At 70.9% G+C, this 22,188-nt stretch carries 25 protein-coding genes; 22 read left to right on the top strand and 3 right to left on the bottom strand.

What is annotated here, in order from left to right:
• Positions 1-4 precede the first annotated feature (4 nt).
• The 6 genes from OG707_RS15620 to glmM all read left to right on the top strand — a co-directional run bounded on the left by OG707_RS15620 (position 5) and on the right by glmM (position 6,503).
• A complete protein-coding gene (locus OG707_RS15620) occupies positions 5-1,153 on the top strand; it encodes a sensor histidine kinase (protein WP_329118585.1) in 1,149 nt (382 codons plus the stop codon).
• Positions 1,150-1,806 (top strand): response regulator transcription factor, encoded by a 657-nt coding sequence (locus OG707_RS15615; RefSeq protein WP_329118583.1) that lies wholly within the window; start codon positions 1,150-1,152, stop codon positions 1,804-1,806. Before OG707_RS15620 ends, OG707_RS15615 begins: the two co-directional genes overlap by 4 nt.
• Positions 1,807-1,849: 43 nt before the next feature.
• Positions 1,850-3,469, top strand: a complete 1,620-nt coding sequence (locus OG707_RS15610; RefSeq protein ID WP_329118582.1) for an ABC-F family ATP-binding cassette domain-containing protein — start codon at positions 1,850-1,852, stop codon at positions 3,467-3,469.
• A gap of 518 nt (positions 3,470-3,987) precedes the next feature.
• A complete protein-coding gene (gene rplM / locus OG707_RS15605) occupies positions 3,988-4,431 on the top strand; it encodes a 50S ribosomal protein L13 (RefSeq protein ID WP_329118579.1) in 444 nt (147 codons plus the stop codon).
• A 44-nt stretch (positions 4,432-4,475) separates the two neighbouring features.
• Positions 4,476-5,003, top strand: a complete 528-nt coding sequence (gene rpsI / locus OG707_RS15600) for a 30S ribosomal protein S9 (protein WP_329118577.1) — start codon at positions 4,476-4,478, stop codon at positions 5,001-5,003.
• Between the two features lie 141 nt (positions 5,004-5,144).
• On the top strand, positions 5,145-6,503 hold the full coding sequence (glmM, locus tag OG707_RS15595) for a phosphoglucosamine mutase (RefSeq protein ID WP_329118575.1): 1,359 nt from the start codon (positions 5,145-5,147) through the stop codon (positions 6,501-6,503).
• Here glmM and OG707_RS15590 read toward each other — a convergent pair.
• Positions 6,500-7,441, bottom strand: a complete 942-nt coding sequence (locus OG707_RS15590; RefSeq protein ID WP_329118573.1) for a DUF389 domain-containing protein — start codon at positions 7,439-7,441, stop codon at positions 6,500-6,502. The two genes, glmM and OG707_RS15590, sit on opposite strands and share 4 nt — an antisense overlap.
• Before the next feature lie 18 nt (positions 7,442-7,459).
• Entirely contained in the window at positions 7,460-8,449 is a 990-nt protein-coding gene (coaA, locus tag OG707_RS15585; protein ID WP_329118571.1) for a type I pantothenate kinase, read from the bottom strand.
• Positions 8,450-8,569: 120 nt separating this feature from the next.
• Here coaA and OG707_RS15580 point away from each other — a divergent pair, with 120 nt between their 5' ends.
• The 7 genes from OG707_RS15580 to OG707_RS15550 all read left to right on the top strand — a co-directional run bounded on the left by OG707_RS15580 (position 8,570) and on the right by OG707_RS15550 (position 14,703).
• A complete protein-coding gene (locus tag OG707_RS15580) occupies positions 8,570-8,938 on the top strand; it encodes a holo-ACP synthase (RefSeq protein WP_329118569.1) in 369 nt (122 codons plus the stop codon).
• A 4-nt stretch (positions 8,939-8,942) separates the two neighbouring features.
• Complete coding sequence (locus OG707_RS15575; RefSeq protein ID WP_329118567.1) at positions 8,943-10,421, top strand: NAD(P)H-hydrate dehydratase; 1,479 nt, start codon at positions 8,943-8,945, stop codon at positions 10,419-10,421.
• 216 nt (positions 10,422-10,637) lie between these two features.
• Positions 10,638-11,489 carry a L,D-transpeptidase family protein gene (locus OG707_RS15570; protein WP_329118565.1) on the top strand — a complete coding sequence of 284 codons (852 nt, stop codon included), beginning with the start codon at positions 10,638-10,640 and terminating at the stop codon, positions 11,487-11,489.
• A 20-nt stretch (positions 11,490-11,509) separates the two neighbouring features.
• The gene (alr, locus tag OG707_RS15565; RefSeq protein WP_329118563.1) at positions 11,510-12,673 is read left to right on the top strand and encodes an alanine racemase; all 1,164 of its coding nucleotides are present in this window, start codon (positions 11,510-11,512) and stop codon (positions 12,671-12,673) included.
• A 23-nt stretch (positions 12,674-12,696) separates the two neighbouring features.
• Complete coding sequence (locus tag OG707_RS15560; RefSeq protein ID WP_329118560.1) at positions 12,697-13,866, top strand: alpha/beta fold hydrolase; 1,170 nt, start codon at positions 12,697-12,699, stop codon at positions 13,864-13,866.
• A gap of 27 nt (positions 13,867-13,893) precedes the next feature.
• Complete coding sequence (gene tsaE, locus OG707_RS15555) at positions 13,894-14,406, top strand: tRNA (adenosine(37)-N6)-threonylcarbamoyltransferase complex ATPase subunit type 1 TsaE (RefSeq protein ID WP_329118558.1); 513 nt, start codon at positions 13,894-13,896, stop codon at positions 14,404-14,406.
• Positions 14,407-14,538: 132 nt separating this feature from the next.
• Positions 14,539-14,703, top strand: coding sequence for a hypothetical protein (locus tag OG707_RS15550; protein WP_329118556.1), 165 nt, complete (start codon positions 14,539-14,541; stop codon positions 14,701-14,703).
• 10 nt (positions 14,704-14,713) lie between these two features.
• Here OG707_RS15550 and OG707_RS15545 read toward each other — a convergent pair whose 3' ends face one another.
• Complete coding sequence (locus OG707_RS15545; RefSeq protein WP_329118554.1) at positions 14,714-15,274, bottom strand: hypothetical protein; 561 nt, start codon at positions 15,272-15,274, stop codon at positions 14,714-14,716.
• A 116-nt stretch (positions 15,275-15,390) separates the two neighbouring features.
• Here OG707_RS15545 and tsaB point away from each other — a divergent pair, with 116 nt between their 5' ends.
• The 9 genes from tsaB to OG707_RS15500 all read left to right on the top strand — a co-directional run bounded on the left by tsaB (position 15,391) and on the right by OG707_RS15500 (position 22,187).
• Entirely contained in the window at positions 15,391-16,035 is a 645-nt protein-coding gene (gene tsaB, locus OG707_RS15540) for a tRNA (adenosine(37)-N6)-threonylcarbamoyltransferase complex dimerization subunit type 1 TsaB (RefSeq protein WP_329118552.1), read from the top strand.
• Between the two features lie 17 nt (positions 16,036-16,052).
• Positions 16,053-16,517 (top strand): ribosomal protein S18-alanine N-acetyltransferase, encoded by a 465-nt coding sequence (gene rimI / locus OG707_RS15535; RefSeq protein ID WP_329127822.1) that lies wholly within the window; start codon positions 16,053-16,055, stop codon positions 16,515-16,517.
• Complete coding sequence (gene tsaD, locus OG707_RS15530) at positions 16,517-17,614, top strand: tRNA (adenosine(37)-N6)-threonylcarbamoyltransferase complex transferase subunit TsaD (protein WP_329118550.1); 1,098 nt, start codon at positions 16,517-16,519, stop codon at positions 17,612-17,614. Before rimI ends, tsaD begins: the two co-directional genes overlap by 1 nt.
• On the top strand, positions 17,611-17,859 hold the full coding sequence (locus tag OG707_RS15525; protein ID WP_329118549.1) for a hypothetical protein: 249 nt from the start codon (positions 17,611-17,613) through the stop codon (positions 17,857-17,859). Before tsaD ends, OG707_RS15525 begins: the two co-directional genes overlap by 4 nt.
• Positions 17,860-17,891: 32 nt before the next feature.
• Positions 17,892-18,209 (top strand): hypothetical protein, encoded by a 318-nt coding sequence (locus OG707_RS15520; RefSeq protein WP_329118547.1) that lies wholly within the window; start codon positions 17,892-17,894, stop codon positions 18,207-18,209.
• A gap of 64 nt (positions 18,210-18,273) precedes the next feature.
• Entirely contained in the window at positions 18,274-19,317 is a 1,044-nt protein-coding gene (locus OG707_RS15515; RefSeq protein WP_329118545.1) for an LCP family protein, read from the top strand.
• A gap of 100 nt (positions 19,318-19,417) precedes the next feature.
• Complete coding sequence (locus OG707_RS15510) at positions 19,418-19,780, top strand: YciI family protein (RefSeq protein ID WP_329118543.1); 363 nt, start codon at positions 19,418-19,420, stop codon at positions 19,778-19,780.
• Between the two features lie 40 nt (positions 19,781-19,820).
• Positions 19,821-21,053: an RNA polymerase sigma factor gene (locus OG707_RS15505; protein WP_329118542.1), complete on the top strand. Its 1,233-nt coding sequence runs from the start codon at positions 19,821-19,823 to the stop codon at positions 21,051-21,053.
• Between the two features lie 288 nt (positions 21,054-21,341).
• Positions 21,342-22,187, top strand: coding sequence for a polysaccharide deacetylase family protein (locus OG707_RS15500; protein ID WP_329118540.1), 846 nt, complete (start codon positions 21,342-21,344; stop codon positions 22,185-22,187).
• Position 22,188 lies beyond the last annotated feature (1 nt).

Here is a 22,188-nt window from a genome sequence, read left to right as displayed (position 1 = left end):
CCGGGTGAGCTGGACCGGAGCAGTGCTCAGGAAGGCCGCGGGCGCGCCCGATCTGCCGCTCGCGGCCGCCGCCGTGCTGTGTTTCGCCGGGGTGATCGAGGTGTCCGCGCCGGCCGGGCGGCTGCCGGCCGATCTCTTCACCGCGCTGGTGCTCGTGGTGGGTTCGACGGCGCCGCTCGCCTTTCTGCGCGGGCAGCTGCTGCTCTCCGCCGCTGCCGTCTCGGCGTCGGTGCTGCTCGCGGTGCCCGCGGTCGGGCGGCCCACGGGGGCCGGGATCCTGACGCTGCTGGTGATGCTGGGGGCGGTCGGGCTGCGCTGTTCGACGCGTACGGCCGTCGCCTTCGCCGTCCCCTTCGTGGGGTACGCGCTCTGGGCGGGCGGCCGGGGCCTCGCGCTCGGGCTGTGCTGCGCGGCGGTGGCGGCGCTGGGTGCGGGCAACTGGCGGCGGGCGGGGCGCGAGGCGCGGCGGCGTACGGCGGCGGACTGGGCGTACGCGGACACCGTGCTGGAACATGCCGCGCGGGGTGAACGGGCCCGTATCGCACGGGAGTTGCACGACATCGTCGCGCATCACATCTCGACGCTGTCGGTGCAGGCCGAGACCGCCCGCCTGACCACGCGCGGGCTGCCGCCCGAGGGGGCCGAGCGCTTCCTCGCCATCGGGGAGACCGCCCGGCTTGCGCTGACCGAGATGCGGCGGCTGCTGGGGGTGCTGCGCGAGGACGCGCAGCCGGTGGGGGACGCGGTGGTCGAGCGGGCGCCGCAACCCGGGCTGCACCAGCTGGTCGCGCTGGTCGACGAGGCGCGGGCGACGGCGGGCGGCGCGGTGCGGCTGACCGTACGGGGGCGGGTGGTGGTGCTCGACCCGGGCGTCGAGCTCACCGCGTACCGGATCGTGCAGGAGGCGCTGACCAATGCGCGGCGGCATGCGCCGGGGGTGGGCGTCGATGTGGAACTGGTCTACGGGGAGGGCGAGTTGAGGGTGGTCGTACGGGACGGCGGGCCGGGGGCCGGAGACGGTTCGGACGGCCACGGGCTGGTCGGGATGCGGGAGCGGGCCGCGATGGCCGGGGGCACGCTGCGTACGGGGGCCGGGCCCGCGGGCGGCTTCGTCGTGGAGGCCGTGCTGCCGGCGCGGGAGGCCGTGCGATGACGACGCGGATCGTGGTCGTCGACGACCAGGACGTCGTACGCGCCGGATTCGGAGCCTTGCTGGACACACAGGACGACTTCGAGGTCGTCGGCAGCGCGTCCGACGGGGCGGCCGCGGTGCGGGTCTGCCGCGAGGTGCGCCCGGACATCGTGCTCATGGACGTACGGATGCCGGAGATGGACGGCATCGAGGCGACGCGGCGGATCGTGGCGGAGCGGGCGGAGACCCGGATCGTCATGCTGACCACTTTTGATCTGGATGAGCACGTGTATGACGCGCTGGCCGCGGGGGCCAGCGGCTTCCTGCTCAAGGACATGGTCGCCGAGCGGCTTTTCGAGGCGGTCCGGGTGGTCGCGGCGGGCGAGGCGCTGCTCGCGCCGACGGTCACGCGGCGGCTCATCGGCGAGTTCGTACGGCTGAGACCGCGCAGTGAGGGTGTACCGCTGGAGGGGCTGACGCCGCGCGAGCGCGAGGTGCTGACGCTGATCGCGGAGGGGCTGTCGAACCAGGAGATCGCGGGGCGGCTCGTGGTGAGCGGGGAGACCGTGAAGTCCCATGTGAGCCGGGTGCTGACCAAGCTGGGGGTGCGCGACCGGGCGCAGGCGGTGGTCGCGGCGTACGAATCGGGTCTGGTCGTCCCGCGCTCCCCTTAAAGCGGTTGTGGTGGGGCGGGCGGTGTGGGCGACAATCCGTTCCATGGGACATCTTGAGGCGGGACATCTTGAGTACTACTTGCCGGACGGGCGGGTGCTGCTCGGTGACGCCTCGTTCCGGGTCGGCGAGGGCTCGGTCGTGGCGCTCGTCGGCGCCAACGGCGCGGGCAAGACGACGCTGCTGCGGATCATCTCCGGAGAGCTGAAGCCGCACGGCGGGAGTGTGTCCGTCACCGGCGGGCTCGGTGTGATGTCGCAGTTCGTGGGCTCGGTGCGCGACGAGCGGACCGTGCGCGACCTGCTGGTCTCGGTGGCCCAGCCGCAGATCAAGACGGCCGCGCTGGCCGTCGACGCGGCGGAGGAGCTGATCCTCACGCGCGACGACGAGGCCGCGCAGATGAAGTACGCGCAGGCGCTGAGCGACTGGGCGGAGGTGCGCGGGTACGAGGCGGAGACGCTCTGGGACATGTGCACCATGGCCGCGCTCGGCGTCCCGTACGAGAAGGCGCAGTGGCGCGAGGTGCGCACGCTCAGCGGCGGCGAGCAGAAGCGGCTCGTCCTCGAAGCGCTGCTGCGGGGGCCCGACGAGGTGCTGCTCCTCGACGAGCCGGACAACTATCTGGACGTGCCGGGCAAGCGGTGGCTGGAGGAGCAGCTGAAGGAGACCCGCAAGACGGTGCTCTTCGTCTCCCACGACCGGGAGCTGCTCTCCCGCTCCGCGGAGAAGATCGTGAGCGTCGAGGCGGGGGCCGCCGGGTCCGACGTATGGGTCCACGGGCAGGGCTTCGACACGTACCACGAGGCGCGGCGCGAGCGGTTCGCGCGCTTCGAGGAGCTCAAGCGGCGTTGGGACGAGGAGCACGCACGGCTGAAGGCGCTGGTGCTGCGGCTGCGGAACCAGGCGGCGATCAGCCCGGACATGGCCTCGCGCTACCACGCGATGCAGACCCGCTTCAAGAAGTTCGAGGACGCGGGCCCGCCGCCGGAGCCGCCGCGCGAGCAGGACATCAAGATGCGGCTGCGCGGCGGGCGGACCGGGGTGCGGGCCGTGACGGTCGAGAACCTGGAGCTGACCGGGCTGATGAAGCCCTTCTCCCTGGAGATCTTCTACGGGGAGCGGGTGGCCGTGCTGGGGTCCAACGGTTCCGGCAAGTCGCACTTCCTGCGGCTGCTCGCCGGGGAGGACGTGTCGCACACCGGGATGTGGAAGCTGGGCGCGCGCGTCGTGCCGGGCCACTTCGCGCAGACGCACGCGCACCCCGAGCTGGCGGGCAAGACGCTGGTCGACATCCTGTGGGCCGCGCATGCGAAGGACCGCGGCGCGGCGATGGGGGTGCTGCGCCGGTACGAGATGGAGCGCCAGGGAGACCAGCCCTTCGAGAAGCTGTCGGGCGGACAGCAGGCGCGCTTCCAGATCCTGCTCCTGGAGCTGGCGGGCACGACGGCGCTGCTGCTCGACGAGCCGACGGACAACCTGGACCTGGAGTCGGCGGAGGCGCTGCAGGAGGGCCTCGAGTCGTACGACGGGACGGTGCTGGCCGTCACGCACGACCGCTGGTTCGCGAAGACCTTCGACCGGTATCTGGTCTTCGGGTCGGACGGTGTGGTGCGGGAGACGGCGGAGCCGGTGTGGGACGAGCGGCGGGTCGAGCGCGCGCGGTAGGCGGTGTGGCGCGCCGATCTCCGGCGGACGGAGTCCGGCGCAGCCGCGCGAAGCCCGGGAGGCCCCCTGGGGCCGAGCGGTGCGAGTGCGGCGTCGGGAGGGGTGTCGGCGGAGCCGGTGTGGGACGAGCGGCGGGTCGAGCGCGCAAGGTAGGTGTTGGCGGCGCGGCGGTCTCCGGCGGACGGAGTCCGGCGCAGCCGCGCGAAGCCCGGGAGGCCCCCTGGGGCCGAGCGGTGCGAGGGCGGCGTTGGGAAATGGTCGAGCGGCGGGTTGAGCGGGCCCGTTAGCTTGGGCGGGCGCGTTTTGACCCGAACGGGGCTGGCCGGGTAGTCTCGACGATTGTTATACGTATTGGCTTCGTCGTTCTCACGCGAAGGGCCCTTACGTAGGTTCCCTGGAGCAGTTACCAGTGGCTCGCATACGGGCATCGTCCCGGCGGTTGTGAGCCCCAGCTGCATGATCGCTTCAGAGGATTCGTGTGTCTGGAACCCATCCACTGAAGAAGCGAAGGCTACGAAGTGCGTACGTACAGCCCCAAGCCCGGCGATGTCACTCGCCAGTGGCACATCATTGACGCGCAGGACATCGTCCTGGGTCGTCTCGCGACGACGGCAGCGAACCTCCTCCGGGGCAAGCACAAGCCGACCTATGCGCCGCACATGGACATGGGTGACTTCGTCATCATCATCAACGCCGAGAAGATCCACCTCTCCGGCAACAAGAAGACCCAGAAGATGGCGTACCGCCACTCCGGTTTCCCGGGCGGTCTTCGTTCGATGCGCTACGACGAGCTCATGGAGAAGAGCCCGGAGAAGGCCGTCGAGAAGGCCATCAAGGGCATGATCCCCAAGAACACCCTCGGCCGTCAGATGATCTCGAAGCTCAAGATCTACTCGGGCGACCAGCACCCCCACGCTGCCCAGCAGCCGGTGCCGTTCGAGATCACCCAGGTCGCGCAGTAGTTCCGGCCACCCCCAAAGACGTAAAGAAAGATCTGAGGAGAATCGTGGCCGAGACCACTGTTGAGACGCCCATCGAGGGCACCGAAGGCGAAGAGACCTTTGCCGAGGTGACCACCTTCGAGTCCGAGGTTCCCGTCGAGGGCGAGTACACCAGCGAGTCCCTCGCGGGCCGCTTCGGTGACCCGCAGCCCGCCGCCGGCCTGGGTCGTCGCAAGAACGCCATCGCCCGCGTCCGGATCGTTCCGGGCACCGGCAAGTGGAAGATCAACGGGCGTACGCTCGAGGACTACTTCCCGAACAAGGTCCACCAGCAGGAAGTCAACGAGCCCTTCAAGGTGCTCGAGCTCGACAACCGCTACGACGTCATCGCCCGCATCTCGGGTGGCGGCGTCTCCGGTCAGGCCGGTGCGCTCCGTCTCGGTGTCGCCCGTTCCCTGAACGAGGCCGACGTGGACAACAACCGCGCCATCCTGAAGAAGAACGGCTTCCTCTCCCGCGACGACCGTGCGGTCGAGCGCAAGAAGGCCGGTCTCAAGAAGGCCCGCAAGGCCCCGCAGTACAGCAAGCGCTAATCACCGCCTGCTCGTCTGTACTTCGTTCGCCCCGGCGGCACTCTCTGTGCCGCCGGGGCGTTCGTTTATCGGTACCTCGGGCGTATAACGGCATGAGGCGCCCAGAAGCTTGCTTTTTCTGAGCATTTTCGGAGGACATCAGTGGGACGACTCTTCGGCACTGACGGTGTACGCGGTGTCGCCAACGCGGATCTGACAGCCGAGCTCGCGCTCGGGCTCTCGGTCGCTGCGGCGCACGTACTCGGCGAGGCGGGGACTTTCGCGGGCCACCGGCCCACCGCGGTGGTCGGGCGCGACCCGCGTGCCTCGGGTGAGTTCCTGGAGGCGGCCGTCGTCGCCGGACTCGCGAGTGCGGGCGTGGATGTGCTGAGAGTCGGCGTACTGCCGACGCCCGCGGTCGCGTACCTCACGGGTGTGCTCGGCGCCGATCTCGGCGTGATGCTCTCCGCCAGCCACAACGCCATGCCGGACAACGGTGTCAAGTTCTTCGCACGGGGCGGGCAGAAGCTCGAGGACGAGCTCGAGGACGCCATCGAGCGCGTCTACGAGCAGCACCGCAGCGGGGAGCCGTGGGAGCGGCCCACCGGGGCCGGGGTCGGGCGGATTCGTTCGTACGACGAGGGCTTCGACCAGTACGTCGCCCATCTCATCGGGGTCCTGCCGAACCGCCTCGAAGGGCTGAAGATCGTCCTCGACGAGGCGCACGGGGCTGCCGCCCGCGTCTCCCCGGAGGCCTTCACGCGTGCCGGGGCCGAGGTCGTCACCATCGGGGCCTCTCCCGACGGGCTCAACATCAACGACGGGTGCGGCTCCACGCACCTCGGTCTGCTGAAGGCCGCCGTCGTCGAGCACGGCGCCGACCTCGGCATCGCGCACGACGGTGACGCGGACCGCTGCCTGGCCGTCGACGCCGCGGGTGCGGAGGTGGACGGGGACCAGATCCTGGCCGTGCTCGCGCTCGCCATGCGCGAGGCGGGGACGCTGCGCGGGAACGCGGTGGTCGGGACCGTCATGTCGAACCTCGGCTTCAAGATCGCCATGGAGCGGGAGGGCATCGAGCTCGTCCAGACCGCCGTCGGCGACCGGTACGTACTGGAGTCGATGAAGGAGCACGGGTACGCGCTGGGCGGTGAGCAGTCCGGGCACGTGATCGTCCTGGACCACGCGACCACCGGCGACGGCACCCTGACCGGGCTGATGCTGGCCGCGCGCCTGGCCGCGACGGGCCGTTCGCTGGCCGACCTCGCGGGGGTCATGGAGCGGCTGCCGCAGGTCCTGGTGAACGTGCCGGACGTGGACAAGGCGCGGGTCGCCACCTCGGAGGAGCTGACGGCCGCCGTCGTCGAGGCGGAGCGCGAGCTGGGGTCGACCGGGCGGGTGCTGCTGCGGTCCTCGGGCACCGAGCCGCTGGTACGGGTCATGGTCGAGGCCGCGGACATCGACCAGGCCCGGTCTGTGGCCGGGCGGCTGGCCGATGTCGTGAAGTCCGCGCTGGGCTAGGAGAGTTGGGCGGTGCGCTTGCGCTGCAGGGACCAGAAGTACTTCTGGGCGAGCAGCGTGAGCGTGCCGGCCACCACGATGCCGAGCAGGTTGAGCAGGAGCTGGTTCGTCGAGCCCTGGGCCTGGCCGTAGTCGCCGTAGCTCAGGGCCACCGCTGCGTTCGCCGCCGCCGGGACTGTGGTCACCGAGATGGCCACGCCCACCAGGGCGCCCGACTTGGCCGAGGTCAGCGAGAGCATTCCGGCCGCGCCCGCCAGGACCGCCACCACGAACGAGAACCAGTCGGGGGCGAAGACGAAGCTCGTGTTGGGGCGGTCGGCGAGGAGTTGTTCCTCGCTGAAGAGGTTCACCGCGTCCATGAAGTAGCTGAAGCCGACCGTGACGGCCATGGCGACCGCGAAGCCGACGACGAGCGCGAGCAGCGAGCGCCACGCCAGGCGCGGGGCGCGCTGGACGAGGGCCGTGCAGAACCCTGCGAGGGGGCCGAACTCCGGGCCCACCGCCATCGCGCCGACGATCAGGATCGCGTTGTCGAGGACCACACCGCAGGCGGCGATCATCGTGGCGATTGCGAGGAACGCGATGTAGGTGACGGAGAGCGTCGACTCCTCGCTGGTCGCTTCGGCCAGGTGCTCCCAGACGACCGCGTCCGCACCCTCGCCCGGGGCGTCGTCCTCCGCCTTGTCCGCGCGGGACGAGAGGGAGAGATCGATGTTCTCGACCGCGATGGACCCGGTGTCGGGGATGCCCAACTCCCGTAGTGCGGTGAGGAGTTCGTCTGCCGCCTCGCGTGCCACGTCACAGAGGACGAGGTCGCCCGCGGGGGTGCGGGCCGCGCCCGGCAGGACCGCGAGGTGGGTGGTGCCGACCGTGGACTCGATCGTGCGGACCACCTCGTCGGTGCGGTCCGCGGGGACGATCAGGCGGAGGTGCAGCACGGCTTCGTACTCCTGGAGCTAGAGCTTGCGGAGGGAGAGGCGCTGGACCTTGTGGTCCGGTCCCTTGCGTACGACGAGATTCGCACGTCCGCGGGTGGGGGCCACGTTTTCGATGAGATTGGGCTTGTTGATCGTGCGCCAGGTGGTGCGGGCGTAGTCGAGGGCCTCTTCCTCGGAGACCTGGGTGTACTTCCTGAAGTACGAGAAGGGGTTCTGGAAGGCCGTCTCGCGGAGCTTGCGGAAGCGGTTCAGGTACCAGGCCTCGATGTCCTCGGGGCGGGCGTCGACGTAGACCGAGAAGTCGAAGTAGTCGGCGAGGCCCACGCGCGTCTTGCCGTCGCTGCCGGGGAGGGCCGGCTGGAGGACGTTGAGCCCTTCGACGATGAGGATGTCGGGGCGGCGGACGGTGAGGCGTTCGCCGGGGACGATGTCGTAGATCAAGTGGGAGTAGACGGGGGCGCTGACCTCGTCCTTTCCGGCCTTGATGTCCGCGACGAAACGGGTGAGGGCGCGGCGGTCGTACGACTCGGGGAAGCCCTTGCGGGAGACCAGGCCGCGCTTCTTCAGCTCGGCCAGGGGGTAGAGGAAGCCGTCCGTGGTGACCAGCTCGACACGGGGGTGCTCCGGCCAGCGGGCGAGCATCGCCTGGAGGAGGCGGGCGACCGTCGACTTCCCTACGGCTACCGAGCCGGCGACTCCTATGACGAAGGGGGTGCCGTGCTGGGTGCCGTGGCCGTTGCCCGCGTCGCCGAGAAAGGTGTTCAGGGAGCCTCGGAGGGAGTCCGAGGCCTGGACGTAGAGGTTGAGGAGGCGCGAGAGCGGGAGATAGATGTCGCGGACCTCGTCGAGGTCGATGACATCACCCAGGCCGCGCAGCCGCTCCAGCTCCTCGGCGGTGAGGGGGAGCGGGGTCTTTTCGCGCAGGGCGCTCCACTCGCTGCGGGTGAGGTCCAGGTAGGGGGACGGCTCTGCCCTGCGATGGGTGCTCCGTGGCGGCGAAGTGATCACCTGGCCATTGTCGGGGGTGCCGGGGCTTTGTGGGGGGTGGGGTCGGTCACGTGGGTGGCGGGGGGCGGGTCGTCGGCGTCGTAATGTGCCGGGCATGAGCGGAGAAAAGGGGTGCGGCCGGTGATCATCGGGGTCGGGATCGACGTTGCTGAGATCGCGCGGTTCGGGGCGGCGCTGGAGCGGACGCCTCAGCTGGCCGAACGGCTCTTTGTGGAGCGGGAGTTGGTGCTGGACAGCGGGGAGCGGCGGGGTGTCGCCTCGCTGGCCGCCCGGTTCGCGGCCAAGGAGGCGCTGGCCAAGGCTCTGGGGGCGCCCGGGGATCTGTTGTGGACCGACGCCGAAGTGTGGGTCGAGGAGAGTGGGCAGCCTCGGTTGCGGGTGAAGGGTGGAGTGGCTGCCCGCGCTGCTGAGCTGGGGGTTCGGGCCTGGCATGTGTCGTTGAGTCACGACGCGGGGGTGGCGTCTGCGGTGGTGATCGCGGAGGGTTGATGCCATGCGGAGTGCGTATGGCGTGGAGCAGGTGCGGGCGGCTGAGGCTGCGGCCATGGAGCGGGCGGCCGACGGGGCCCTGATGCAGCGGGCTGCGGCGGGGCTGGCTGCTGCTTGTGCGGATGTGCTGAATGGGGTCTCCCCTGCTCGAGCGAAGCCGAGAGCTCGGGGAAGGGTTTACGGGGCTCGGGTTGTGCTGCTCGTGGGCAGTGGGGCCAATGGGGGCGACGCGCTGTACGCGGGGGCGCGGCTTGCCCGGCGGGGGGCGGGGGTCAGCGCCGTACTGCTGGATCCTGCTCGGGCCCATGCGGGTGGGCTGGCCGCGTTGGTGCGGGCCGGTGGGCGGGTGGCGGATTCTGCCGGGGATGTCGTCCGGCGTGCCGATCTTGTGGTCGACGGGATCACGGGGATCGGGGGGCGGGGTGGGCTGCGGGGCGATGCGGTTGACGTGGTTGCGCTGGTCGCCGAGTCGCGGGCCTTTGTGGTGGCCGTGGATCTGCCCAGTGGGGTCGAGGCGGACAGCGGGGAGGTGCGGGGGGATGCGGTGCGGGCGGACGCGACTGTTGTTTTTGGGGCTTACAAGGTCGGGCTGATGGTTGATCCTGCGCGGGAGTACGCGGGGGCTCTGAGGCTTGTTGACATTGGGCTTGAGGTGGGGGGTTTCTCGGCCGAGGTCGAGGCTCTGCAGCATGCGGATGTCGCCGGGCTGCTGCCTGTGCCGGGGGTCGAGAGCGACAAGTACCGGCGGGGGGTTGTGGGGGTTGTTGCTGGGTCCTCTACGTATCCGGGGGCCGGTGTCTTGGCTGTGGCGGGGGCGCTTCGGGGTGGGGCGGGGGCCGTGCGGTACGTGGGGAGTGCGGGGGATCAGGTGATCGCTCGCTTCCCTGAGGCGCTGGTTTCCGCGGGGTCCGTGGGGGATGCGGGGCGGGTGCAGGCGTGGGTCGTCGGGCCGGGGATCGGGGAGGACCGGTCGGTGGTGGCGGATGTGCTGGCCACGGATGTGCCGGTGCTGGTCGATGCGGACGGGTTGCGGGGGCTGGACGCGGGGGCTGTTCGGGGGCGCAGTGCGGAGACTCTGCTGACGCCTCATGCGGGGGAGGCGGCGCGGCTGTTGGGGGTCGAGCGGGAGGTTGTCGAGGGGGCCCGGCTGGAGTCCGTACGGGAGTTGGCGCGGCGGTACGGGGCGACTGTGCTGTTGAAGGGGTCGACCACGCTGGTCGCCTCGGAGGGGGAGGGCGTTCCTGTGCGGGTGAATCCGACGGGGACTTCGTGGCTGGCCACTGCGGGGAGCGGGGATGTGCTTTCGGGGGTGGCGGGGGCGTTGCTCGCGGGGGGTCTTGGCGCGCGGGATGCGGGGGCTGTGGGGGCGTACCTGCATGGGTTGGCGGGGCGGAGGGCGGCTGGGGCGGGGGTCGGGGCGCCTGTTTCTGCTTGGGGGGTGGCGGAGGAGCTGGGTGGGGCTTGGCGGGACGTTTGCGGGTAGCGGGGGTGGGGTGGGCCTGGGGTCGCCGCTGCGCGGAGCGGTTCCCCAATCCCGCCCCTTCCCGAAACCGGGGCTGTGCCCCGGACCCCTTGAGCCCCGCCTTTTCGGGGGCTCCGCCCCCGGACCCCCGCTCCTCAATCGCCGGAGGGGCTTGAATTTGCCCCGCCGCCAGCGGGGCGCCCGTCGTAACGCACCCCTGTCCGCTTGTCTTGGCCGGTGATCAAGAACATTGCGCTGCTCGCCGCAGCTGCTCTGCTGCCCCTCGGGGGCACCGCCCACGCCGATCCCGTTCCACCCCCCGCCCCCGCCCCGATGCGCCTCTTCGCCCTCCCCAAGCTGTTCGACACCCCCGACGAGGCGCTGCCTCCCCGCGTCTACACGCCCAGCCCCGCCGAGAACGCGCTCACCCCCGCCGCGCCCCCCGCTCAGGCCGACGCGCTCGTCGAAGCCGTGCCGCAGAGCGCCGCCGTCGTTGCCGCCGCGTGCACCTCCCGCACCGGGCCCCATCAGCGGCAGGTCGAGAAGTGGCTCAAGCTGCGCGTGGACGGGCGGCAGTCCGCCAAGGACTGTGCCGCCATCCGTAAGTTCCAGACCCAGCAGGGGATCCGGCCCAACATCGGCTACGCAGGTCCCGTCACCTGGGGCCGTATGCAGGCCATTTCCGCGCGGCTGCATCCCAACGCCGCCGGCAAGTGTCCCGTACGCACGTACAAGGTCGCCTGCGTCGATCTGCCGCGCCAGCTGATGTGGGTCCAGAAGGGGTCGAAAGTCGTCTTCGGGCCCGTCCCCGTGCGGACCGGGCGGCCCGTGCACCCCACCCGCACCGGGTGGTTCAAGGTCTACTGGAAGCACAAGAACCACTGGTCGTCGATCTACAACAGCCCCATGCCGTACAGCCAGTTCTTCAGCGGCGGGCAGGCCTTCCACGGCATCTACTCCAGCGTCTACAACAACCCGCCCGGCAGCCACGGCTGCGTCAACATGCGCTATCGCGACGCCCAGCGCCTCTGGTCCGCGCTCGGCCGGGGTGACGCGGTCTACATCTGGGGTCGCAAGCCTCTGAGCTGAGCTCTGAGACACTGGGCCCGATGACTGAGACACCGCCCTCCCTGCGCGCGCACGCCGCGATCGACCTCGGCGCGCTCCGTGCCAACGTCCGTGCCCTGCGCGCCCGCGCACCCCACGCCCAGTTCATGGCCGTGGTGAAGGCGGACGCGTACGGGCACGGAATGGTGCCGTGCGCCGAGGCCGCCCGCGCGGCCGGCGCGCAGTGGCTGGGGACCGCCACCCCCGAGGAGGCGCTCGCGCTGCGCGCCGCCGGGGTCGGCGGGCGGATCCTGTGCTGGCTGTGGACGCCGGGCGGCCCCTGGCGGGCCGCCATCGAGGCCGATGTGGACGTGTCCGTGAGCGGGATGTGGGCGCTGGCGGAGGTACGGGAAGCCGCCGCGGCCGCCGGGCAGCCGGCCCGCGTCCAGCTCAAGATCGACACCGGCCTCGGCCGCAACGGCTGCCAGCCCGCCGACTGGGCCGAGCTCGTCGGCGCGGCCCTGGAGGCCGAGCGCGAAGGGCTGCTCAAGGTCACCGGGCTCTGGTCGCACTACGCCTGTGCCGACGAGCCGGGCCATCCGTCGATCGCCGCGCAGACCGCGTGCTTCGACGAGGCACTGGAGTACGCGGAGAAGGCCGGCGTCCGCCCCGAGGTACGGCACATCGCCAACTCGCCCGCCGTACTGACCCTCCCCGACACCCAGTACGACCTGGTGCGCACCGGCGTCGCCATGTACGGCATCTCGCCCATCCCCGAGCTGGGCAGCGCCGCCGACTTCGGGCTGCGGCCCGTGATGACGCTCAGTGCGCGGCTCGCGCTGGTGAAGCACGTTCCGAAGGGTCAGGGCGTCAGTTACGGGCATCACTACACCACCCCCGCCGACACCACCCTCGGTCTGGTGCCCGTCGGGTACGCGGACGGCATCCCGCGCCATGCCTCGGGCAGGGCGCCGGTGCTGGTCGCGGGGAAGTGGCGGCGCGTTGCGGGACGGGTCGCCATGGACCAGTTCGTCGTCGACCTCGACGGGGACGAGCCGCAGGCGGGCGACGAGGCCGTGCTGTTCGGGCCCGGCGACCGCGGTGAGCCGACCGCCGAGGAGTGGGCGGTGGCGGCCGACACGATTGCGTACGAGATTGTCACCCGCATCGGTGCGCGCGTCCCGCGCGTCTATGTGAACGAGTTGGGCGACGACTCGGACGACTGACTAGTCACTAGGAGCGCGGCACGGTGAGCGAGACCAGCGGGGATGTGAGTGCCACCTGGCGTCGGGCCGGCGGGATCGCGGGCGCGGCCGTGGGGGTGCTGGCTGCCGGTGCGGCCGCGGGCGTCGCCGTCGAGCGGCTGACCGTCGGGCGCGGCATCCGGAAGAAGGCGCGGCTCGCGCTGGACGCCTCGGGTCCGTACGGATCGCTGCGCGGGATGCCGGGGCGCGCCGTCGCCGACGACGGGACCGAGATCTACTACGAGGCCGACGAGGTCGAGCCGGACGGCAACGCGCCGCGCAGGCGGCGGCTCTTCGGGCGCAAGACGCCCGCGCCGGTGACGGTCGTCTTCAGCCACGGGTACTGCCTCAACCAGGACTCCTGGCACTTCCAGCGGGCCGCGCTGCGGGGTGTCGTACGGACCGTGCACTGGGACCAGCGCAGCCATGGCCGCTCCGAGCGGGGGCGGGCTCAGGCGGCCGGGCAGCCGGTTTCGATCGATCAGTTGGGGCGGGATCTGAAGGCCGTCATCGACGCGGCCGCGCCCGAGGGGCCGCTGGTGCTGGTGGGGCACTCGATGGGCGGGATGACCGTGATGGCCCTGGGGGAGCTGTTTCCCGAGGTCGTACGGGAGCGGGTGGTCGGCGTCGCCTTCGTGGGGACGTCGTGCGGGAAGCTCGGCGAGGTGAACTTCGGGCTGCCGGTGGCGGGCGTCAACGCGGTGCGGCGGGTGCTGCCCGGGGTGCTGAAGGCGCTCGGTTCGCAGGCGGAGCTGGTGGAGAAGGGGCGGCGGGCCACGGCTGATCTTTTCGCCGGGCTGATCAAGCGGTACTCGTTCGGGTCGCGGGACGTGGATCCGGCGGTGGCGCGGTTCGCGGAGCGGCTGATCGAGGGGACTCCGATCGATGTCGTCGCGGAGTTCTATCCGGCGTTCACCGAGCACGACAAGGCGGAGGCGCTGCAGGTCTTCGCGGAGGTGCCGGTGCTGGTGCTGGCCGGGGACCGGGATCTGGTGACGCCCAGCACGCACAGCGAGGAGATCGCGGAGCTGCTGCCGGAGGCGGAGCTGGTGATCGTGCCGGACGGGGGGCATCTGGTGATGCTGGAGCACCCGGAGGCGGTCATGGACCGGCTCGCGGACCTGCTGGCGCGGGTGGGGGCGGTTCCGGCGACGGTTCCCTCGGTGGGGAGTTAGCCGGGACGGTCGGTAACGTTGGGGCGCATGGAAGCAGCGCAGCCCTCGGCCGCCGAGGTCGTCACCCGTCTTGATGTCAACTCGCCTGAAGAGATGCGGGAGTTGGGGCTGCGGCTCGCTGCCGTCGTCCGCCCCGGGGATCTTGTCATGCTCACCGGTGAGCTCGGTGCGGGGAAAACGACCCTGACGCGCGGGCTCGGGGAAGGGCTCGGGGTGCGCGGTGCCGTGACCTCGCCGACCTTTGTCATCGCCCGGGTCCATCCGCCGCTGGGCGACGGGCCCGCGCTGGTGCACGTCGACGCGTACCGGCTGGGCGGCGGGCTCGACGAGATGGAGGATCTTGACCTCGACGTCTCGCTGCCCGAGTCCGTCGTGGTCGTGGAGTGGGGCGACGGCAAGGTCGAGGAGCTCTCGGACGACCGGCTGCGCGTCGTCATCGACCGGGCCGTCGGCGACACCGACGACGAGCGGCGCGTGGTCACCGTGACCGGGGTCGGGGAGCGGTGGGCCGAGGCGGGGCTGGCCGCGCTGGCCGGGTGAGGGGCGCGGCGAGAGGCGTACTTATTCCGACAGAGCGTCGGCAAGGTGTTGCACAGGTCCGGGCGGGCATGGTCCCATGGGAGCACAGACCTGGTTAGGTCTGCCTTACTACGCCCGGGCCGGGAGGCAGCCATGGAGACGACGTCGGGAGCCGTACCGCAGCCGCCGCAGTCGCCGTCCGCCCTGTCGATGCGCGAGCTGCTGGCCTCGTGCGCTGCGGCCGCCGCGGTGTCCACGCCGCCGCAGGACGACGAAGAGCGCACCGTGGAGGATGACGAGCGGCGCGACGCCGCTTAATCCGTAAGAGTTACGGGACGACTACGACCTTCGTGCCGATCGTCGCGAACGGCCACAGCACGTCCCCGTCCGCCCGCTTCATCCGGATCCCGCCCGTCTTGCGGCTCGGGTCCGGGCTCGACATCGAGCCGTCCACCGCCGCGCTGAAGCCGACCGTCACGCCGTCGATGGTGGCGAAGCGTACGACGTGCTCGATCTCCACCCCGTCGGAGCCCGCGATGGACCCCGAGCGGGAGCCGACCTCGTACGTTCCGGTCGGCGGGTTCACCGTGCTCGGCATGACCGCGAAGCTCCGGGTCACCCTGCCGGCGCTGTTCGTCAGCCATACGTGCTTGGAGGCGAGGGCGTAGACGACGCGCATCCCGCGGCCCGAACCGGCCGGGAGCGGGAGTGCCGTCGGGGTGCCCGGCTTCTTCGTCGTGCCCGACGGGGCGATCGAGGGGGAGACGCTTCCGGTGGGGGCCGCCAGGTCGTCGGGGGCGTTCGCCGAGGCCTGGTAGGCGAGGAAGGCGACCACGGCGACGGCTGCCGCGGTGAGCCCGGCCACGATTCCCGAGCTGCTCCTGGCCACCTGGGGTGCTCCTCTGCCGTACGTACGATTTTGGGTTGGTCGTCGCCGACGGTAGCAGCCGGGGGAGGACCGGGCTCGGAGCCGTGCCACCGTCGCAGGAGCCGTAGGCTGTTCGTGTGCTTCTGCTCGCCGTTGATACCGCCACCCCCGCCGTCACCGCCGCCCTCCACGACGGCACGTCCGTCGTCGCCGAGTCCTCGCAGGTCGACGCGCGCCGCCACGGGGAGCTGCTGCTGCCCGCCGTCGACCGAGTGCTGGACGAGGCGGGGGTGAAGCTCGACGCCGTCACGGGGATCGTCGTCGGGGTCGGCCCCGGCCCGTACACCGGGCTGCGGGTCGGGCTCGTGACCGCCGCGACCTTCGGGTCGGTGCTCGGGGTGCCGGTGCACGGGCTGTGCACGCTGGACGGTCTCGCGTACGCGTCCGGGATCGAGGGGCCCTTCGTCGTGGCCACCGACGCGCGGCGCAAAGAGGTCTACTGGGCGCGCTACGACGACTCCCGTACGCGCGTGACCGAGCCCGCTGTCGACCGGCCCGCCGACGTCGCCACCGAGCTGCCGGTCGTGGGCGCGGGGGCTGTTCTTTATCCGGAGGCCTTTCCCGACGGGCGCGGGCCCGAGCACGTGTCGGCGGGGGCGCTGGCCGGGCTGGCCGCCGAGCGGCTGGCCGCGGGCGGGGAGTTCCTGCCTGTAACGCCTCTCTATCTGCGGCGGCCCGACGCTCAGGTGCCCAAGAACTACAAGGTGGTCACCCCCAAGTGACCGCCGTGCTGCGCGAGATGCGCTGGTGGGACATAGACGGCGTTTTTGAGCTGGAGCGCGATCTCTTCCCCGACGACGCCTGGTCCAACGGGATGTTCTGGTCCGAGCTCGCCCATGCGCGCGGTCCCGGTGCGACCCGGCGGTACGTGGTCGCCGAGGACGGCGGCAAGGTCGTCGGGTACGCGGGGCTCGCCGCGGCCGGCGGGCTCGGCGACGTACAGACCATCGCGGTCAGCAGGGACGCGTGGGGGAGCGGGCTCGGGTCCGAGCTGCTGACCGAGCTCATCCGGCACGCCACCGCCTTCGAGTGCGAAGAGATCCTCCTCGAGGTGCGGGTCGACAACACCCGGGCGCAGAAGCTGTACGAGCGCTTCGGCTTCGAGCCCATCGGCTTTCGGCGCGGCTACTACCAGCCCGGGAACGTGGACGCGCTCGTGATGCGTCTCGTGGTCCAAGGAACAGAGAACAGAGAACTGAACTGATGGCTGACGAACCTCTGGTACTCGGTATCGAGACCTCCTGCGACGAGACGGGCGTCGGCATCGTGCGTGGCACGACGCTGCTCGCCGATGCCGTCGCGTCGAGCGTCGACACGCATGCGCGCTTCGGCGGCGTCGTCCCGGAGATCGCCTCGCGTGCGCATCTGGAGGCGATGGTCCCCACGATCGAGCGCGCCCTGAAGGACGCGGGCGTCAAGGGCAGCGACCTCGACGGGATCGCCGTCACCGCAGGTCCCGGGCTCGCGGGGGCGCTCCTTGTGGGCGTCTCGGCGGCGAAGGCGTATGCGTACGCGCTGAACAAGCCGCTGTACGGGGTCAATCACCTGGCCTCCCACATCTGCGTCGACCAGCTGGAGCACGGGCCGCTGCCCGAGCCGACGATGGCGCTCCTGGTGAGCGGCGGGCACTCCTCGCTGCTGCTCGCTCCCGACATCACGAGCGACGTACGGCCCCTGGGCGCGACGATCGACGACGCGGCGGGCGAGGCGTTCGACAAGATCGCGCGTGTGCTGCATCTGGGTTTCCCGGGCGGTCCGGTCATCGACCGGCTCGCGAAGGAGGGCGACCCGAAGGCGATCGCGTTCCCGCGCGGGCTGACCGGGTCGAAGGACCCCGCGTACGACTTCTCCTTCTCCGGGCTGAAGACGTCGGTGGCGCGCTGGATCGAGGCCAAGCGGGCGGCCGGTGAGGACGTGCCGGTACGTGATGTGGCGGCGTCCTTCCAGGAGGCGGTCGTGGACGTGCTGACGCGCAAGGCCGTACGGGCCTGCCGCGACGAGGGCGTCGACCACCTGATGATCGGCGGCGGTGTCGCCGCCAACTCCCGTCTGCGGGCGCTCGCGCAGGAGCGGTGCGAGAAGGCGGGCATCCGGCTGCGGGTGCCGCGGCCCGGGCTGTGCACGGACAACGGGGCGATGGTGGCCGCACTGGGCGCGGAGATGGTGGCCAGGAACCGGCCGGCCTCCGACTGGGAGCTGTCGGCGGACTCGTCGTTGCCGGTGACGGAGCCGCACGTTCCCGGGCACACGCACGACCACGACCATGTGCACGAGGTCAGCAAGGACAACCTGTACTCATGAGCGTCGCGCTGATGTGGGAGGCCCGGGCGGCGGAGGGCCGGGGCGCGGAGCTGCTGGAGTGGGCGCGCGCGCAGGTGCTGGCCGCTGAGCCGGTGCGGCGGGAGTTCCTTCGGGCGCCGCAGGACCGGGTGCTCGTCATCACCTGGTGGGACGCGGAGTTCGGTGCGGAACTGCCCGAACTCCCGGAGCCCGACGCGGAGTTGGTGACACGCGCCGTGCACCGCTGGCGCTTCGAGACGGCCTGACCCCTCGCCCGGTCCGGTGCGATCCTGATCCCATGACGACTCCGGATCAACTCGAGCTCCAGCACACCCTGTTGACCGCGACGGCCCGCTACGACGCCCTGCGCGTACGCGAGATGCTCGGCGACGCCGCGGATCTGCCGCTGACCCGCGAGGAGACGCTGGAACTGCTGGCGCTGAGCGAGGTGATCGTACGGAAGGCCGCCTACGGGCGTCACCTGTCCGTACGGTCCGCCCGCGAGTCCGGGGCCTCCTGGGCGCAGATCGGGGCCTCGCTCGGGACGAGCCGGCAGGCCGCGCAGGAGGCGCACGACCGGTGGCTCGACGAGCGCAGGGACAGCGGCGGAATATGAGTTTTTCCCTGGAATTAACGGCTACCTGTAGGGCGTGAACCGATTCGGACGTATGTTCCTGCGCATGACGGACGAACAGCCAGGTCAGCGGCCGCGCCGCAGACGCGTGATCAGAGTCGTGGGCGTGGTCCTCGGCTGCACCCTCGTGGTGGGTGCGGGCGGAGTCGGTTGGGCGTACTGGCACTTCGACCGGAACATCAAGGGCGTCGACATCAACAGCGCCCTCGGCACCGACCGGCCGCAGCGGCCCTCGGCCACGCCCTCCGCCTCCGCGTCCGCCTCGGCCCTGCCTGACGTGCCGAGCGGCACGATGAACATCCTCGTGCTGGGCTCGGACTCCCGTACCGGCAAGGAGAACCAGGCACTGGGCGGCGGCGAGAGCGGTGGCGCGCGCTCCGACACCGCGATGGTCGTCCACATCAACGACGACCACTCCGCCGCCACCGTGGTCTCCATCCCCCGCGACACCCTCGTCACCCGGCCGTCCTGCCCGACCTCCTCCGGGGGCTCCACGTCGGTGGCGTACAACGTCATGTTCAACAGCGCCTACTCCCTGGGCGGTCCCGTCTGCGCCGTGAAGACCGTCGAGAAGATGACCGGCGTACGGATGGACCACTACATGGAGATCGACTTCGCCGGGTTCGCGGATCTGATCGACGCCCTCGGCGGGGTCACCGTGACCACCACCCAGGACATCGACGACAAGCAGAGCCATCTGCACCTGGAGGCCGGCACCCACCGGCTCGACGGGAAGCAGGCGCTCGCCTTCGCCCGTACGCGCCACGCGATAGGCGACGGCAGCGACCTGGGCCGGATAGCGCTCCAGCAGCAGCTGGTGAAGGCGATGCTCAAGGAGATGACGGCGGGGAACCTGCTCTCCGACCCGCTGAAGCTCTACAAGGTCGCCGACGCCGTCACCGGAAGCCTGACGACCGACACGGGGCTCGACTCGCTCGGCGAGCTGACCGATCTGGCCCAGGGGCTGCGGCAGATCGAGCCGGACGCGCTGAAGACCGTGATGATGCCGGTGCTGCCCGCGCCGTCCGACCACAACCGGGTCGTCGCCGACGAGCCCAAGGCGAGCGAACTCTGGGCGTCACTGCGCTGAAAAACTTTTTCGCGGTGTGTGTCGATTGCGGTCTCCGCCGTTCGACGCATTAGTGAGAGGACGGGGAAACGCCCCGCCGACCATGACCGAGGAGACCGTCATGCCGCGCTTTCTGTCGATGATCCGTGTGAACGAGAGCAACTCGCCCACCGAGCCCAGCCCCGAGCTGATGGAGCGCATGGGCGTGCTCATGGAGGAGATGACCAAGGCCGGCGTCATGCTCGACACCGGTGGTCTCGGGCCGATCGACACCGGCCGCAGGGTGCACTGGAACGGCGGCAAGGCGACCGTCATCGACGGCCCCTTCACCGAGGCCAAGGAGGTCGTCGGCGGGTACGCGATGCTGCAGACCAAGGACCTCGACGAGGCCGTCGAGTGGACCAAGCGCTTCCTGGCCGTGCACGAGCCCGAGTGGGACGTCACCTGCGAGGTGCGCCAGGTCTTCGGCCCCGGCGACGAGTAGCGGTTGCCGGTCTGCCGCGAGGCTGCTCTGATGGGTGGCCGTGACGGCAGGAAACGCGGTCGAGACCGTATTCAGGATCGAATCGGCGCGGATCATCGCCGGTGTCACCCGGATCGTGCGGGACGTGGGCATCGCCGAGGAGATCGCGCAAGACGCACTGGTCGCCGCGCTGGAACAGTGGCCGGAGGCAGGCGTACCGGACAATCCGGGCGCCTGGCTCATGGCCACGGCCAAGCACCGGGCGATCGATCTCGTACGGCGGCGGGAGACGTACGCCCGCAAGCTCGCGGAGGTCGGGCGGACGCTGGACGAGACCTCCCCGCCGCCGCCCGAACCCTCGGGGCCCGGTGACATCGACGACGATCTGCTGCGGCTGATCTTCACCGCCTGCCACCCCGTGCTCTCCGCGGAGGCGCGCATCGCGCTCACGCTGCGGCTGCTCGGCGGGCTGACGACGGACGAGATCGCGCGGGCCTATCTGGTGCCCGAGGCGACGGTCGCGCAGCGGATCGTGCGGGCGAAGCGGAAGCTGGCGGCCTCCGGGGTTCCCTTCGAAGTTCCGTACGGGGACGAGCGGGAGCAGCGGCTCGCTTCCGTGCTGGAGGTCATCTACCTGGTCTTCAACGAGGGGTACTCGGCCACCGCAGGGGACGACTGGATACGGCCCGCGCTCTGCGAGGACGCGGTGCGCCTCGCGCGGGTGCTGGCCGGGCTGATGCCCAAGGAGGGTGAAGTCCTGGGCCTGGTCGCCCTGTTGGAGCTCCAGTCCTCGCGGATGGGTGCCCGTACGGGGGCGGACGGGCGCCCCGTGCTGCTCGCCGACCAGAACCGGGGGCGGTGGAACCAGCTGCTGGTGCGGCGCGGGTTCGCCGCGCTGCTGCGGGCGGGGGAGCTGGGCGGGGCGTCGGGTCCTTACGCGGTCCAGGCCGCCATCGCCGCCTGCCATGCGCGGGCCGCGAGCTGGGAGGAGACGGACTGGGAGCGGATCGCCGCCCTGTACGCGATGCTCCCGCCGTCGCCCGTGGTCGAGCTCAACCGGGCCGTCGCCGTGTCCATGGCGCACGGGCCCGAGGCGGGGCTCGCGATCGTCGACGTACTGGCGGAGGAGTCCGCGCTGGCCGGGTACCACCTGCTGCCGAGCGTGCGCGGGGATCTGCTGGCGAAGCTGGGGCGGACGGCGGAGGCGCGGGCGGAGTTCGAGCGGGCGGCCGCGCTGACGCGCAACGAGGCGGAGAAGGAGCTGCTGCTGCGGAGGGCCGCCGGTGGAGCGTGAGGAGCTCGCGGCCGGGTGCGGGAGGTCGTTTCCGTACGGAGTGATCCGGAGCTGGGGCGGTCGCGGGGGCGGCGACTGCTGTTCGTGACGTTCGAGGGGGTGCCGCTGTTCTGGCGGCTCGACCTGGAGGTGTGGGCGGCAGCGGGAGTTGGGGGAGCGGGTGGTGCGGCTCGCCGAGGAGCTGCTGCCCGGCTGAGCTGGGCTCGGACAGTGAACCCGGTGGTCGTTTTCTGCATCTTGCACGGCGCAAGTCGCAGATGACGGTGAGACCGGACAAGAGGTTCGAGCGTGCGCAAGAGGGTCGCGGGGCTGGTCCTGAGCAGTGTTCTGGGCGGTGCCCTGCTCGCGGGGTGTACGTCGTCGGGATCGGGGTCCGGGGGCGCTCATACGCCGACTGCCTCCACCCCCGCTCCGGCGAAGACCTCCTCCGACGCGCAGCCCGACGCCCGCGCAGCCGCGTACCGGAAGTGGCGGCTCAAGCCCTTCGCCGCCGTCCCCGCGCCTCCCGCGGTGAAGCCGGTGAAGACCGGGACCGGCGGGCCCGTCCCGGTGATCAGCGAGATCCCCACCAAGGAGAAGATTGTCTTCGTCACCTTCGACGACGGGGCCGAGAAGGACCCCAAGTTCGTCGCGATGATGAAGGAGCTGAAGATCCCCTTCACGATGTTCCTGATGAACGACGCGATACGCAGCGACTACGGCTACTTCAAGCCGCTCCAGGCGCTGGGGAACCGGGTGGAGAACCACACCCTCCACCACCCCAACATGCGCACGCTGGGCGCGGCCGCGCAGAAGAACGAGATCTGCGGCCAGCAGTCGAAGCTGACGAAGGAGTACGGCAGCGCCCCCCGGCTCTTCCGGCCGCCGTACGGGAACTGGAACACCAACACCCGTACGGCGGTGAGGGATTGCGGCCTGAAGGCCATCGTCCTGTGGCGCGAGTCGATGCAGATCAAGAACATGCAGTACCAGCGCCCCGACAAGAAGCTCCACCCCGGCGACATCATCCTCGCCCACTTCCGCGGGCCCTCCGAGCTCAAGGGGCACTCGATGACCGAGATGACGGCGAACATGCTCCGGCACATCCAGCAGCAGCGGTTCACCGTCGCCCGGCTCGAGGACTACATCCAGTAGG

Origin of the sequence: Streptomyces sp. NBC_01465 (genome assembly GCF_036227325.1) — a bacterium.
Taxonomy (GTDB): Bacteria; Actinomycetota; Actinomycetes; order Streptomycetales; family Streptomycetaceae; genus Streptomyces.
This window is presented reverse-complemented; position numbering and strand designations above follow the sequence as displayed.